Source organism: Paucidesulfovibrio gracilis DSM 16080 (genome assembly GCF_900167125.1).
Taxonomy (GTDB): Bacteria; Desulfobacterota; Desulfovibrionia; order Desulfovibrionales; family Desulfovibrionaceae; genus Paucidesulfovibrio; species Paucidesulfovibrio gracilis.
In genome coordinates, this window is the sequence record NZ_FUYC01000004.1 from 124,248 (window position 1) to 138,558 (window position 14,311).

15 protein-coding genes are annotated in these 14,311 nt (G+C 55.2%); 4 read left to right on the top strand and 11 right to left on the bottom strand.

Going from position 1 to position 14,311, the window contains the following annotated elements; genetic code table 11:
• Positions 1–114 precede the first annotated feature (114 nt).
• The 7 genes from B5D49_RS06885 to B5D49_RS06915 all read right to left on the bottom strand — a co-directional run bounded on the left by B5D49_RS06885 (position 115) and on the right by B5D49_RS06915 (position 5,168).
• Entirely contained in the window at positions 115–447 is a 333-nt protein-coding gene (locus tag B5D49_RS06885) for a ferredoxin-thioredoxin reductase catalytic domain-containing protein (RefSeq protein ID WP_078716946.1), read from the bottom strand.
• 24 nt (positions 448–471) lie between these two features.
• Entirely contained in the window at positions 472–723 is a 252-nt protein-coding gene (locus tag B5D49_RS06890) for a glutaredoxin family protein (protein ID WP_078716947.1), read from the bottom strand.
• Between the two features lie 78 nt (positions 724–801).
• On the bottom strand, positions 802–1,692 hold the full coding sequence (locus B5D49_RS06895) for an amino acid ABC transporter permease (protein WP_078716948.1): 891 nt from the start codon (positions 1,690–1,692) through the stop codon (positions 802–804).
• A 12-nt stretch (positions 1,693–1,704) separates the two neighbouring features.
• Positions 1,705–2,538, bottom strand: a complete 834-nt coding sequence (locus B5D49_RS06900; RefSeq protein WP_078716949.1) for a transporter substrate-binding domain-containing protein — start codon at positions 2,536–2,538, stop codon at positions 1,705–1,707.
• A gap of 40 nt (positions 2,539–2,578) precedes the next feature.
• On the bottom strand, positions 2,579–3,385 hold the full coding sequence (locus B5D49_RS06905; protein WP_078716950.1) for an amino acid ABC transporter permease: 807 nt from the start codon (positions 3,383–3,385) through the stop codon (positions 2,579–2,581).
• 143 nt (positions 3,386–3,528) lie between these two features.
• On the bottom strand, positions 3,529–4,167 hold the full coding sequence (gene tmk, locus B5D49_RS06910; protein ID WP_078716951.1) for a dTMP kinase: 639 nt from the start codon (positions 4,165–4,167) through the stop codon (positions 3,529–3,531).
• Complete coding sequence (locus tag B5D49_RS06915; RefSeq protein WP_234990654.1) at positions 4,143–5,168, bottom strand: 3'-5' exoribonuclease YhaM family protein; 1,026 nt, start codon at positions 5,166–5,168, stop codon at positions 4,143–4,145. The genes tmk and B5D49_RS06915 overlap by 25 nt, the downstream gene beginning before the upstream one ends.
• Before the next feature lie 153 nt (positions 5,169–5,321).
• On the opposite strand from B5D49_RS06915, the gene surE reads away from it, so the two are divergent.
• The 4 genes from surE (at position 5,322) to B5D49_RS06935 (ending at position 10,104) form a co-directional block, all read left to right on the top strand.
• Positions 5,322–6,089 (top strand): 5'/3'-nucleotidase SurE, encoded by a 768-nt coding sequence (gene surE, locus B5D49_RS06920; protein WP_078716952.1) that lies wholly within the window; start codon positions 5,322–5,324, stop codon positions 6,087–6,089.
• Between the two features lie 149 nt (positions 6,090–6,238).
• Positions 6,239–7,222, top strand: coding sequence for a type I glyceraldehyde-3-phosphate dehydrogenase (gene gap / locus B5D49_RS06925; RefSeq protein ID WP_078716953.1), 984 nt, complete (start codon positions 6,239–6,241; stop codon positions 7,220–7,222).
• A gap of 148 nt (positions 7,223–7,370) precedes the next feature.
• Complete coding sequence (locus B5D49_RS06930) at positions 7,371–7,664, top strand: phage regulatory CII family protein (protein ID WP_078716954.1); 294 nt, start codon at positions 7,371–7,373, stop codon at positions 7,662–7,664.
• A gap of 175 nt (positions 7,665–7,839) precedes the next feature.
• Positions 7,840–10,104: a DUF3536 domain-containing protein gene (locus tag B5D49_RS06935; RefSeq protein ID WP_144019243.1), complete on the top strand. Its 2,265-nt coding sequence runs from the start codon at positions 7,840–7,842 to the stop codon at positions 10,102–10,104.
• 31 nt (positions 10,105–10,135) lie between these two features.
• On the opposite strand, the gene B5D49_RS06940 is transcribed toward B5D49_RS06935, so the two are convergent.
• From B5D49_RS06940 to tsaE, 4 genes are read right to left on the bottom strand one after another with little or no spacing between them, the layout of a single operon-like run.
• Entirely contained in the window at positions 10,136–10,939 is an 804-nt protein-coding gene (locus tag B5D49_RS06940; RefSeq protein WP_078716956.1) for an MBL fold metallo-hydrolase, read from the bottom strand.
• A 26-nt stretch (positions 10,940–10,965) separates the two neighbouring features.
• Positions 10,966–12,585, bottom strand: coding sequence for a citramalate synthase (gene cimA, locus B5D49_RS06945; protein WP_078716957.1), 1,620 nt, complete (start codon positions 12,583–12,585; stop codon positions 10,966–10,968).
• On the bottom strand, positions 12,582–13,823 hold the full coding sequence (locus B5D49_RS06950) for an aspartate kinase (RefSeq protein ID WP_078716958.1): 1,242 nt from the start codon (positions 13,821–13,823) through the stop codon (positions 12,582–12,584). The genes cimA and B5D49_RS06950 overlap by 4 nt, the downstream gene beginning before the upstream one ends.
• Positions 13,824–13,826: 3 nt before the next feature.
• Positions 13,827–14,309, bottom strand: coding sequence for a tRNA (adenosine(37)-N6)-threonylcarbamoyltransferase complex ATPase subunit type 1 TsaE (gene tsaE / locus B5D49_RS06955; RefSeq protein ID WP_078716959.1), 483 nt, complete (start codon positions 14,307–14,309; stop codon positions 13,827–13,829).
• Positions 14,310–14,311 lie beyond the last annotated feature (2 nt).

Consider the following 14,311-nt stretch of genomic DNA (forward strand, 5'->3'; position numbering starts at 1 on the left):
GTACGCAGAGCCGGAGCATCCAACAGATGTTCCGGCTTTTTCATTACAACGGAGAGGAAAAATCCCCTTCCGAGCGTACGGCCGGAAGGGGGAGATGGTTTTTGACTGCTTATCTTACCATTGAATTTTTTCAGGCGGGCGGCGTTCTGGAACCAGCTTTCGTTCGATGCCCCCTTCGTTCCACTCCTTTGAGACATAGAGACCACAGAAGCAGGCTCCATATTCTTTTACGTCAGCCTCTCGGTAGACGCACGGGCAAACAATGTCTTTGTCCGCGTCAAAGTCGCCGTTGGCCAGCCGGCAGGGGCAAGCCATGTACCCGTACCGTTCCCTGTTCTCCAGCAGGCTTTCTAGCAGGGGCATGGTCATGTCCATGTCTTCGTTGAAGTAGTAGCCTTTGGGTTCCTGGAGTTTTTTCAGCGCCTGATAGAGCTGTTTTGCATCCATGCCGCGTACCTCCGTTTGTCGGGGTTATTTTCCCAGGGCCGCGTCAATTTTGTCTTTGTTGAATCCCACCACGACTTTTCCGTTGATCACGAGCGTGGGAAACGAGACAGCGGGGTTGTGCTCCTTGACTTTTGCAATGGTGCTTTTTCGCTCTTCGCCTTCCAGCTTATCGACGAATACGGGATCACAAGCTACTTCACATTCTTCCAGATATTGCAGGGCTTTTTTGCAATGAATGCAGGTTGAAAGCCCATAGAATTCAACATGGTGGGACATAGTTCCTCCAAATGTTTCAGGTTGCGTCCATCATGGTGGTTTTGTCGGTGGTTGTCAAAGCCTTGGCGCTTCTCTGCGTCATCGTTCATTCCTGTGGCGGTTCATGCGCTGTTCGAGTCTTCGAACGCCGAGAGAAAGCGGAAAAGTCATGGTAAAATACATGACCAGCACCAACGTCCAGATTTCAAAAGTTCGATATGTGGCCGCCATGAGTTCCTGTCCGGCAAAGGTCAATTCCTGGATGGAAATGATGGAGACGATGGCTGAATCCTTGATGGTGGAGATGAACTGTCCGGCAAGGGCCGGAATCATGGTGGCGAGAGCCTGCGGTAGGATGATGTTTCGCAGACAGCCCCAGCGGGTGAATCCCAGTGCGGATGCTGCCTCCCACTGCCCGCGTGGTACGGATTCAATGCCGGCCCGAACGATTTCAGCGATGTACGCCCCTTCAAAAAGTGCCAGGGTGAGTACGGCGGAAAGGAAGGCTGGGATTTGTTGTGGTGGGCCGAGAAAGAAGCAGAGAATGCATTGGGAGCGTTCTGGGATACGATATACGAGGTCGTCCACTCCCAAAGCCGTGATGATCTGGTCGCCGAGAAAGAAGTAAAACACGAAGACCAGCACCAGAGGCGGGGTGTTTCGTACTAAACCGACATAGGCCGCTCCTACCATCTGCTGGAGTGGACTTCGACTGGTGCGGAACAGCCCCATGATGGTGCCGAACAGCGTGGCCAGCAAACCGGAAAGCAGACTGAGTCGCAGAGTTACGAATAGTCCTTGAAGCAGAAGGCCCGCTTTCCAGGTCTGCTCTTGCTCGTCAAAACGCAGCAGGTAGTGGGGCATGGACGACCAATTCCAGTCGTAATTTAAGCCGCGGGCTGCTCTGTAGCCGAAGAGAAGGGCCGCCCCGATCAGCAGCGCGAGAATGGCCGCATCCAGGGGCGTGACCCTGAGTTTTCGATTTCGCAATGGGACTCTTCCCTACTCCACCTGAGATTTCCATTCTTCTGTGTGGAACCAATGGTCGAACCGGGCCGCAAGCCAACCTTCGGCATTGGCTACCCTGATCCAGTTATTGAGGAAGTTCAAGAAGTCAGGATCACCCTTGCGGACGGCAAAGCCGATGGGTTCCTTGGTGAAGTCTTCATCCAGAGGGAGAAAGAGTTGGTCGGGGTATTTGGCCACCAGATTCCGCGGCAGAGGGTTGGAGGCGACCAGGCAATGTGCTTTGCCGTTAAGCAGTTCCTGAATGGAAGCGGCCTCGTCGCCGAACTGGCGAAGTTCGGCATGGGGCAGGAAGTTTTTGGCTGCTTTTTCAGCCGTGGTTCCCAGGCGAACGGCCACGGTGACATCGGAGAGGTTGAACTGCTCAAGGGTCGTCATTCCTGCGGCAAGTTTCTTGTGAGCCACAATGGACATCCCTGTAAACTCATAGGGATCTGAAAAATTGACCTTGAGGTTTCGGCTTGGTGTGATGCCCATGCCGCCGATGATGATATCAAATTTACCTGCCAGAAGGGCCGGAATGATTCCGTCCCACTTGGTGGGGACAAACTGGACGCGAACGCCCATGTCGTTGGCCAGGCGGCGGGCCACATCAATTTCAAAGCCGATGAATTCGCCGTTTTTATCCTTCATGGCCCAGGGGACAAAGGTGGAGAAGCCCACTTTGAGAACCCCTCGTTGCATGACTTGTTCCAGAGTGCTGTCTTGGGCCAGTTCCTGGCGGCTATCTCCGGCCCAGACGGCCGTGGCCAACCCCAGGATGACGATCAGGGCCGTAAGGCCCGTGCGGGTCGTTTGCCATAATGTCATTGTTCCTCCTTATGGTTGCGGATGAGTAGAATCTATTTTCTCATGCACCGTTGAATGCTCGGTTCATGAAGGAAATGAGTGCGGAAAGGAGCAGAGTGATCGCCAGATAGATGGCGGCCACGGTGAACCAGACTTCAAAGGTCAAAAAGGTATCTGAAACAATGGATTGTCCCTGCATGGTCAAGTCGTAGACGGCTACGGTACTGACAAGGGCGGAATCCTTGACCAGCGAAACCGCCTGCCCGGCCAGAGGGGGAAGGATGCGGGGAACAGCCTGAGGCAGGATGACCTCCCGGTAGGTGAACAGGAGATTTCCCCCAAGACTTTGCGCCGCCTCCCATTGCCCGTCGTCCACGGAGAGGATGCCCGCTCGAAATATTTCAGAAGCGTAGGCTCCTTCGAACAAGGAAAGGGCTAGGACGGATGCCCAGAAACCGTTAATTCCGAGAATGGGAGCCAGCACGAAGTAAGTGAAAAAAAGTTGGATCAAGAGAGGGGTGTTACGGATCGTTTCCAGATAGAAGCGCGCCAAGGCATGGGCCAAAAATGAAGAAGAGAGTCGAAAAAGGGCGGTGATCAGCCCAAAGGCGAAGGCCAGGACAAACGCAGCCCCCGTTATTTGCAGCGTAACCCACAGTCCCTGGAGCAATAAACCGGGATGAAATACTCCATCCTTCCATTCGAAAAGAAATGGAGGGATACGATACCATTGCCAGTTGTATCCCAGTTGGTCGGTTCCTCGGGCCAGCAGCCAGCCAAGAAGTGCCAACAAAGAGAGAAATATAAGAAAATCGAAAAAAGCCACGCGTTTTCCGCGCTGCAGAAACCTGGAGTCGGTGTTGATCATAGGGCGTTTTTTGTCGAGAGTTAGAGAACTTGCCGCTTGGTTAAAGCCATATCATAGCGGGTTGGAAATTCCAAAGAATAAAAAGAGAAAGCGGTTCCCAATTGGAAACCGCCTTGCGTTCTGCTTTAGAGATGGAGGGTGTATTAGTGGCGCTGTTGAGCGCGGTGAATGACGGTTCGAATTGATTCAAACACCTCGTCCGGGCCGGGGGTGGCGTCCACCACTTCAATGCGATCCTGGTGCAGGGCCGCCCAGGTGAGGTAGCCTTCGCGCACGCGTTTGTGGAATTCCAGACTTTCCGCCTCAAAACGTCCTTCCTCGACGGCCTTCCCTTCCCGAAGGTTGCGCGCCATAGCCCGGTTTAATCCGGTCTCCGGTTCCAGGTCGAGCAGGATGGTGACATGGGGCCAGCAACCAGCCACGGCCACTTCGTTGAGTTGGTGCAACAACCGAGGGTCCAGTCCTCGGCCATACCCTTGGTAAACAACGGTGGAATCTGCATATCTATCTGAAATAACAATTTTTCCACTTTGTAAGGCTGGTCGGATAACCTGGGCCGCATGCTGTGCGCGGTCCGCAAGATACAGAAAAAGCTCTGTTTCCGGCGTGATGTCGCGGCCCTCCAGGTGCAGTAGCATGCGGCGTAGTTCTTTCCCAATCCGACTTCCCCCCGGCTCCAGGGTGACCATGGCGTCTTGCCCGCGTTGCTTGAAATGCTCAACAAGCATACGAATTTGTGTGGACTTGCCGGTACCCTCTATCCCTTCAAAGGTAATAAACATTGGTTCTCCGGGGTCTCGTTTTTGTTTTGATTGTTTTTGTCCGGTGTGGGGACAGCCCGGAAGACGGGGCGTTCCAAAAAGCGGAGATACGGTGTCCAGGCCAAGCCTTCACCGTCGCCGATTTGTTCTATTGCACCGGAAATAATGTTTAATTTGGAATCCATCATGTCTGCGAGGTGCAAAACGAACGCTTCCGCACTTTTGGGGCGGATGGGCGCGCCGAATTCATGCTCACCGTGATGACTGAGCACGAGGTGTTTGAGGTGCAGGATGATTTCCGGTTCCAGGTCGCGGGCCTTGGCAAAGAAGGGGCGGAGCACTTCCAAGCCCAATTCGATGTGGCCCAGGAGTTGGCCCTCGTCGGTATACTGGTTGTCGGGTCCGCCGGAGAGTTCCCAGGCCTTGCCAATGTCGTGAAACAGGGCGCCGGCCAGGAGAATTTGTCGGTCCAGGTGGGGGTAGAGGTCGCAGGCAGCCATACAGGCTCGGGCGACCCCCAAGGTGTGCTCCAGCAACCCGCCGACGTATGCATGATGTACCACCTTGGCTCCCATGCCCTGCATCAGCCGCGGTTGGATGTTTTTGTCCTTGAACACTCGGCGGACCAGCTTTTTAAGCGGGCGATGGGTAATGTGTTCCAGAACCAAATCATCCAGTGCCTCGAAGAGGTCTTCGGGCGGTGTGGCGCTTCGGGGTAGAAATTCACCCAAATCCGGTGCGTCACCGTTGAGTGTCATCAGTTGGTCCACGCGGAGTTGCAGACGCTCTTTAAAGCTGCCCACCTGGCCGGAAACCTCGGCAAGGCTGCCTGGCTCCAGTTGCTGAAACTGTTCGCTCAAAGGACTCCAAATGACAGCGTCGATACGGCCGGTGACGTCTTGAAGTTTGAGTTTCCAGTAGGGACCGTTGCGTGCTTGCGCCCGTTGGGCCTCGGCTAGAAGAAAAATATCCCGCACAGCATGGCCGGGCTGAAGGTCTTTGACGTATATGTTCTTTTCCATGCTCTCTCTTGCCATTGAATCCGTGATGCAGTACCCCCGCCCTAAGCGGGGCGGCGAAAAGGCCGCCAGCTTGATGTACGCGATTTCCAGGCGGTTCGCAAACAAGACGCTCGCGCAACGGAGCGTTTCCAGTAGGATGGAGCGGAACGAGATATGCGCATTCTTTTGACCAACGACGACGGTATTCAGGCTCACGGTATCAGGGCGCTCTATGCGGCGATCAAAGAGGCCGGACACGAGGTGGAAGTGGTGGCGCCGGTGGCGGAGCAATCCGCCGTGGGACACGCTATTACATTTCACACACCGTTGCGGGTACACACATTTCAGGAAGACGGGTTTTCCGGTATCGGCGTGCATGGTACTCCCGCCGACTGCGTGAAGCTGGGGTTGAGTTCGCTGGTCCGTGGCGATGTGGATGTGGTTATGTCCGGCATCAACAAGGGAGCCAATGTCGGAGTGGATATCGTTTATTCGGGTACGGTTTCCGCGGCCACGGAGGCTGCGCTTATGTCGCTTCCGGCCATGGCTGTTTCCATGGACGATTTTACTCCGAGGGATTTGACGGAGCAGGCCCGTTTTGCGGTATCCCTGCTCCCCGATATCCCTTGGTCGGAGATTCCTGCCAAGACATTGCTTAATCTTAATTTCCCCTCCTGTGATTTTGCCGAGCACAAAGGACTTAGGCTGTGTCCACATACTCGGGCCGCATATAGGGACTGGTATGTAGAACGTCAGGATCCCCGGGGAAATCCCTATTACTGGCTGGAAGGAGAGATCCCGCCGGAAGCGTTGAGTCCGGACCGGGATCGGGCGTTGCTTACTGCAGGGTATGTGACCCTGACCCCCCTGCATTTCGACTTCAACGACCGCGCTACCCTTGCCCGGCTTCAGGAACGTATGGACAAGGCCAATGGGCGTTGACGCGGCGCATGCTGCGGCATATACAGGGGATCGGACAGATAGTTCGGCTCGGACGAGGCTGAACCCCAAAAATAATGGCGACGGATGCCGGGCGTCGTTTCGGTGATCCGTCCGTGACCCGTTGAAAAGGGTAAAGGAGCGTTTGGATTATGGCTGTGAAGGTTGGATTGAACGGCTTTGGTCGCATCGGTCGCTATTTGACCCGTCTGATGGCGGAAGAAAGCGGATTGGAACTGGTGGCGGTAAACGCCCGGGCCAGCAACGAGCAGCTTGCCCACCTGTTGAAATATGATTCCGTGCATGGCCGGTTTATGGATGTGGAACCCACGGATGAAGGATTTCGTGTCAAGGGACACGAAGTCAAGGTTACCCGCAACGCCCCGGGCGAGTGGACCTGGGGGGATCTCGGTTGCGACATGGTTGTGGAAAGCACCGGTAAATTCCGTGATCGGGACAGCTGCGAAAAGCACCTTGCCTGCGGTGCCAAAAAAGTCGTTATCTCGGCTCCAGGTAAGGAACCGGACGTCACCATCGTAACCGGCGTGAACGACGCGGACCTCAAGCCGGAACACCGCATCATCTCCAACGCTTCCTGCACCACCAACTGCCTGGCACCCGTGGCCAAGGTCATCAACGACACTTTCGGCATCCGCCACGGCCAGATGACCACGGTCCACTCCTACACGATGAGTCAGCGGATTTTGGATGGTTCGCATAAGGATATCCGTCGGGCCCGTGCCTGCGCTGTGAATATGGTGCCCACAACGACGGGGGCGGCTAAAGCGGTTGCGCTGGTGATCCCCGAGCTTGACGGAAAGCTGGGCGGCATGGCCGTGCGTGTCCCCACTGCCAACGTGTCCCTTGTGGATCTCGTGGTGGAGTTGGAAAAGAAGACCACTGCCGAAGAGGTGAATGCCGTGCTCAAGGCCGCTGCCAACGAGCATATGGGCTACACCGAAGAACCTTTGGTTTCCGTAGATTATATGGGTTCCACCCACGGCGGCGTCGTGGATGCTCCGCTCACTTCCGTGTTCAATGGCACACAGCTTAAATTGATCATCTGGTACGACAACGAAGCAGGCTTTACCAACCAGTTGTTGCGATTGATGCGCCAGGTCGGAAGTGCAATGTAGTTTTTCCTATTTGTAAAATACCATTTGGGTTCAGTGAGTTATGCTCGCTGGACCCTTTTTTTTATGAAAAAAAACAGGTTGTGTTGACGCAGAAACAAATTTTTTGATAGTGTTTCGCCTAAACCGAAAAACCGAGGGGGAAAGAAGCATGTATCCCAAAGATGTGACGAAGGTCGTGCAGGATTCGGTACTGGGTGGCGAAATGCAGGCCAAGGAAGTGGCGGAACGGTTGGGCAAGCCCTATTCCACATTGCTGCGTGAATTGAACCCGTTTGATCTGCGTGCAAAGCTTGGGGTGGAAACATTGTTGGAGATCATGCGCGTCACGCATGACACCAAGCCTCTGGCATTCATGGCCAAGCAAATGGGCTATCGTTTGGTGCCGGAAAATTCATCGTCGGAACGTCCGGTGAAGATTTTTCGTCCCGGGGTGAACGTCTGAGGAGCAACAAAACTTCTGCCTGTCGTGCGGTCCCTGACAGGCTGGAACACGAATTTGCGAGGCCCGGTTTCGTATCTTTTCGGAGCCGGGCTTTTCTTTTGGTTGTCAGAATCAAAGGGATTTGCGACGGAACAAAGACGAACTTTGAATACGGGAATTCCACTAGGAGCCGATGATGGCGGGTCAACTTTGCGTACATGGACATTTCTATCAGCCTCCTCGGGAGGATCCGTGGTTAGGATGCATTCTTCCGGAGGGTACGGCCGCTCCGGCCATGGACTGGAACAGTCGAATATTGCGTGAATCGTATGCTCCCTTGGCTTTTGCCCGGCGACTTGATGCCCAAGGGCGGATTACCGATATCGTGAATTGTTATGAGTGGATCAGTTTTAATTTCGGTCCGACGCTGCTTTCCTGGCTGGAACGAGGCGCTCCCCGAGTCTATGCCCGACTCCTGGAAGCGGACAGGCGCTCCCAGGAGCGTTGGGGACATGGCAACGCCATGGCACAGGTTTATCATCACGCCATTTTGCCCTTGGCCTCAGCACGGGATCGTATGTTGGAAATCGCCTGGGCGCTGGATGATTTTGAGTCGAGATTCGGTCGCCGCGCCGAAGGGATGTGGCTTTCCGAGGCCGCCGTGGATACGCCTACCCTGGAGTCCATGTCCGCTCAGGGGGTACGTTTCACCATCCTTTCACCGCACCAGGTGCAGGCCATTGCCGGGGAGGATGGCACGTGGCAACCTGTGAGCGGGGATGAGGTGGATCTCTCCAGGCCGTATTCTGTTGACTTGCCTTCGGAACGCCCGATGGCAGTGTTTTTTTATAATGGGCCGCTTTCCCAGGCCGTAGCCTTTGAGGGGCTGCTCAAGGATGGGGAGCGGTTTTGGAATCGTCTGACCGGAGTTGGCTCCGAGGGGTTGCTTAGTATCGGCACGGATGGAGAGACATACGGTCACCATTTTCCTTTCGGCGAAATGGCGTTGGCGTATGTTTTGGAACAAGCCCGTGCCGGACGGCAGGGATGGAGTCTTACCAACTATGCCGCGTATCTTGCGGATAATCCTCCTAAGCAACGGGTACGGCTGAAGGAGCCGTCCTCCTGGAGTTGTTCCCATGGGGTGGAGCGATGGCGGGCCGATTGTGGGTGCCGTGATGGTGGGCATCCGCAGTGGAATCAGAAATGGAGAGCGCCGCTTCGTCAGGGGCTGGAAGCCGTTAAACAGAAAGTGGATGAACATTTTGATGCTTTGGGCAAGGAATTGTTTCTTGTTCCTGAAGAGGCTCTGCGTGCGTATGGGACGTTTTTGTCGGGAAAAAGTGATTCCAAAGTGTTTCAGAACAGCTACATGAAGTCTGGACTTTCTCGTGAAAATATCCAAAAATCATGGAAGCTTCTGGAAATGCAGCGTTTTGGGCTTGCCATGTTTGCAAGTTGCGCTTGGTTTTTTGATGATGTTTCCCGAGTGGAACCACGGAACGCGCTCACCTACTGCATGCGCGCCATGGAGTGTTGCCGGGCGTCGGGGGGGCCGGATCTTGAATCGGTTTTATGTGATGAATTGAAGAAAATATATCCGAATGAGCCTCGGTATCCTGATGGCATGGCGCTATACGAGGAAGAAGTCGTTGCCCGTCGGCAAACAACAGCGCGGCTGACGTGCCTCGCCTTGGTACGCCTTCGGTCCAATGCGGAGATGCCTCCTCCCGGGGGGGAGGCCGAAGTGCGTTGGCCGGGAGTGCACATCACGGTTGCTCGATCCCTGGCTGGGACGCTGGAATCCGGCACTGTGGAAGGAACCGCACTCTTACGTATGTGCCATGGTGGGCTGGTGGCCGGAGGCGCCGTGCGTTGCGGTTGGCGCTGGGAGCAGGGAAGAAAGGATGACGGTCTTTGCGGGCAAATGTATTTTCAGTTGGATAACGGAACAGAAGAAACCATCCGTCCGGAATCATTACATTGGAAAATGCGGCAAAGTGCGTTGCAGGAAGCCGTTGAGCTGGCGGCGTCGGAAGATTGGGAAGCCTTGTGGCGACACGCAGAACAGGCGAAGTTTTTCCTGGAATATCGACCACATCAATCCGTTCCACAGCATCAAGCTTTTTGGGCTGCGCAGTGGCCTGCCTTAGCCTTGGCCGTCATTCGCCAGCCGTGTTTTGAAGATCGGAAGGATTTGTGGAACTTTATTCGTTCCATTGGAGAGGGGCATCCGGCGAAGCCCTGGTTGGAGCAGCGGTTGGGGCGCTCCCTACGGGATATGCTGTGCGAGGGAACCGTCCAAAGTGCAGAACTGGCTGAAATAATTCGTCGCAGCCGCGCCGCAGGATTGGAGGTGGATCTTTGGGGGCTGCAAAATCGGTTTTGGCATGACGCCGAGCTATGGTCCGATGCGGCGCTCGGCAAAGCACTGGGAATCGCCCCTGGTGCCCGGGGATAAGATTTGGATTATGCGAGCCAGTCTGCGGAGCTTAGGGCAGGCTCAAGCGTAAGCCTGAATAGGTTCGAAGGCATTCGCAATTGAGTCGGTTTTCCAAGAATTGGATGGCGTTTTCTCCCGTGCAGTGGCCCATAGCCAGTTTCTGGACGTGAAAGCGTTCCAGGGCTTGAGCCGTAGCCTCCCATTCCGCTTCGCCAGCGTTATGAAGATGCAGACCGCCGACGACTGCAAAGACCTCGCTCCGGCCGGTTTGTGCTTGCAGCTCAAGAAGACTGTTTTCCAATCCTGAATGACAGCATCCCAATAAAACCAGCGGTCCCTGGCGTGTTTCCAGCATAAGGAATGCATCGTCCGGAACAGGGTCGGGGCGTTTTCCCTCCGTATCCAGAGAAAAATCTCGGACTGCCTGGAACAGGCCCGGTTGACGAGGGATATCCGTGATCATGGTCATGCCCGGTTCCGGTGTTGCCGTACGTTCCACAGGTGTGAACCGCGGTAGGGGGACCGGAGGCCCAATAGGCCGAAGGGTTTTGCGGTGACTGTACCGCTGCACTTCTGCCTGTGGGTGTGCCAGGATGTCACCGCGGAAGCCATGCTCCATGAGGGCGCTCAACCCGCCGGTGTGGTCGTAATGACCATGCGAAAGAGCGAGGCCGTCCGCCTTATGCGGCGTAATTTCTAATTTAGCCGCATTGCGCAGGAACAGGTCGGTTTGTCCTGTGTCCCAAAGCCATAAGTGGCCGTTGTCGAATTCCAATGCCACGCTGAGTCCCCATTCGCACTCAAGGTGCGGGGCCGCCGTGTTGTCACAGAGAAAAGTCAACTGCTTGAGCATGATAATTCCTGGAAAACGATTATGGATTACGGGGCTCCGGGGTCGCCTTTCCCGGCTTTTGCTTCACATTCGTCGAGGTGGATTTTGTAGTTGATGGAGTCCACCACGGCCTGCCAGGATGCCTCAATGATGTTGTGGGAAACGCCGACCGTGGTCCAGTGGTTTTGTCCATCGCTGGATTCGACCAGGACACGTACAAAAGAAGCCGTGCCGCCCGTATCACGAAGTACGCCGGAAACGACGCGTACCTTGAAGTCTTTGAGTCGCACTTCTTTGAGTCGTGGGTAAAAACGTTCCAATGCCTTGCGGACTGCACGGTCCAGGGCGTTCACCGGGCCATTGCCCGATGCGGCGGTGTGTGCCCGTTCCCCTCGAACGGAGACGATGACTGTGGCTTCGGACAGCGGGAGTTCGTCCTCTTCTCGTTTTGAGTCCAGAACAAAGAAATTGTGGAACGTGAAGTACGGATCCGGGCATTCGAGTTTTTCACGCAGGAGCAATTCAAAGCTCGCATCGGCCACGGAATATTCGTACCCCATTTCCTCACGAGCCTTAATGTCGTCGAGCAGGATTTCCAGTCGGGGATCATTTCGATCCACATCAAAGCCGCATTGCTTGGCCTTGAACAGGATGTTGGATTTACCTGCCAGGTCGGAAAGCAGTACCCGCTGATGATTGCCCACGGATTCCGGGCGAATGTGTTCGTATGTTTCGGAGTCCTTGAGCACGGCGGATACGTGAATGCCGCCCTTGTGGGCAAAAGCGGCCGCGCCCACAAAGGGCTGACGCAGGAAGGGGCGCAGGTTAGCGACTTCGCTGACATAGTTCGCTGTATCACGCAGCATCTTCAGGCGTTCCGCGCCGAGGCAGTCAAGCCCCATTTTCAATTCAAGACATGGAATGATGGAACAGAGGTTAGCATTACCGCACCGTTCCCCATATCCGTTGATGGTCCCCTGGACCTGCACCGCCCCATGTTGAACCGCGACCAAAGCGTTGGCCACGGCCAATTCCGAGTCGTTGTGGGTATGGATACCCAGCTGTGCATCAGGCAGGTGCTTTTGGACATCCGCCATGATCTTGACGATTTCATGGGGCAGGGTGCCGCCATTCGTATCGCAGAGTACCAGTATGTCCGCACCGGCTTCATGAGCGGTTTTCATGCAGTCGAGTGTAAAAGCCGGGTTCGCCTTGTAGCCGTCAAAGAAATGCTCGGCATCAAAGAATAATTCGTCCACATGCGGACGCAGATGTTCCAGGCTGGCATGGATTAGTTCGAGATTTCGCTCCAGACTGACGCCTAATGCAGTGCGGGCGTGCAGATCCCAGGTCTTGCCGAAGATAGTCAAAACCGGGGTCTCCGCCTCCAGCAGGGACGCGAGATTCGGATCCTGCTCCGCACTGGTGCGATGATAGTGGGTACTGCCGAAGGCCGTGATCCGAGCCGTGGATAGCCGGTGTTTGCGGATTTCCCGGAAAAACTGCTTGTCCGTGGGGTTGGATCCCGGCCAGCCGCCTTCAATGTAATGCAGGCCCAACTCATCAAGTTTTCTGGCCACACGGATTTTGTCTTCCGTTGTCAGATTCAATTCTTCGGCCTGCGTCCCGTCCCGCAGAGTGGTGTCGTAGAGCGATATTTTTTTCATGGGCAACTACAGTTCGGCGTTCCGTTTTCGGAGTCCAGGTCAAAGGCTTTGTGCACCGTGCGAACAGCCAATTCCGTATATTTTTCTTCGATCAGGCAGGTTACCTTGATTTCCGATGTGGAGATCATAAGGATGTTGATGCCTTCGTCGGAAAGAGCCTGAAAGGCTTTGGAGGCGACGCCGGAATGGTTGCGCATGCCCACACCGATAACCGAGATTTTGGCCACGTGTTTATCATAGCGCAGATCTCCGAAGCCGATTTCATACTTCAATCCTTCCAGGATGCGGATGGTCTGCTTCAAATCAGCGCGAGGAACCGTGAAGGTCAGGTCGGTTTTTCCGTCTTTGCTGGGGTTCTGAACGATCATGTCCACAAGGATTTTTTTGGCGGCAATGGCAGAAAAGACCTGAGCGGAGACTCCGGGACGGTCCTCCACATGCACAAGTGTGATGCGGGCTTGGTCTTTGTCGTAGGCAATGCCGGATACGAGCACGGCTTCCATTTGATCCTCCTGGCAGACGATGGTTCCCGGTTCATCACAGAACGTGGACCGGACATGAACGATCACATTGTATTTTTTTGCGAATTCAACAGAACGGATTTGCAGTACCTTGGCACCCATGCTCGCCATTTCCAACATTTCGTCATAGGCGACCTTGTCGATTTTTCGAGCCGTGGAGCAGATGTTCGGATCCGTGGTAAAAACGCCGGAAACATCGGTATAGATTTCACATACATCAGCTTCCAGTGCTGCGGCGAGCGCAACGGCTGATGTGTCGGAGCCGCCGCGTCCCAGAGTGGTGATGCGTTGGCAGTCGTCACAGCCTTGAAATCCGGCCACAACGAGAACATCGTGTTCGTCAAGCATCGTGTGAAGCTTTGAGCCGTCGATGTCCAGGATTCTGGCTTTGCCGTGCGCACAATTCGTGCGGATGGGTACCTGAAATCCGAGCACGGACCTTGCTCTAATACCTTGAGCCTTCAGGAGAATGGCAAAAAGCGCCACGGAAGCTTGTTCCCCAGTGGAAACCAGGCTGTCGACTTCCGCGGGGTCGGGCTGGGCAGCCCACTCATCGGCCATGGCAAGCAACCGGTTGGTTTCCCCGGACATGGCCGAAAGGACCACGACCACTTTATCTCCCCGGGAGAGCGGACGCTTCACTTTGGCCAAGACCTGCCGCATGCACTCCAGGTTGGCCACGGATGTCCCGCCGAATTTTTGAACCACTAAACTCATGCGTTATCCTTCATAGTCTTGCAGGAGGACTCGAATTGCCTCCTCATCGGATGATACCATTGCCTGGATTCGGGCCGTGCGTCCAGTTTCGGACGCCTCCATTTCGATACGGACGGCACCGGTGGGAACGTCTTCCGGGTGAAGTCGTTCCGCCCATTCCACCACGCACCAGTTTTCTTCCGAATCCAGTAACTCGAAAATATCGTCGTCCAAACATCCCTGGGCCAATCGGTAAAGATCGAAATGTGCCACTGGTGGGGTGGTGGGGTATAGGTTGACGATGTTGAAGCTCGGGCTGGTGACTTCGGCCTGGGCGGCTCCCGGCAGGGATTCCACCAAGGCACGAATCAGAGTTGTTTTCCCGGCTCCCAACCCTCCGGTGAGCAACAGAGCGGGGGGGCGGCTGCGTCGGGAAAACACGCTGGCGAGGCTTTGCCCCAGGTGGAGCGTTGCCGCGTGATCGTTCAGTTCAAGGCGCAGGGGCATGG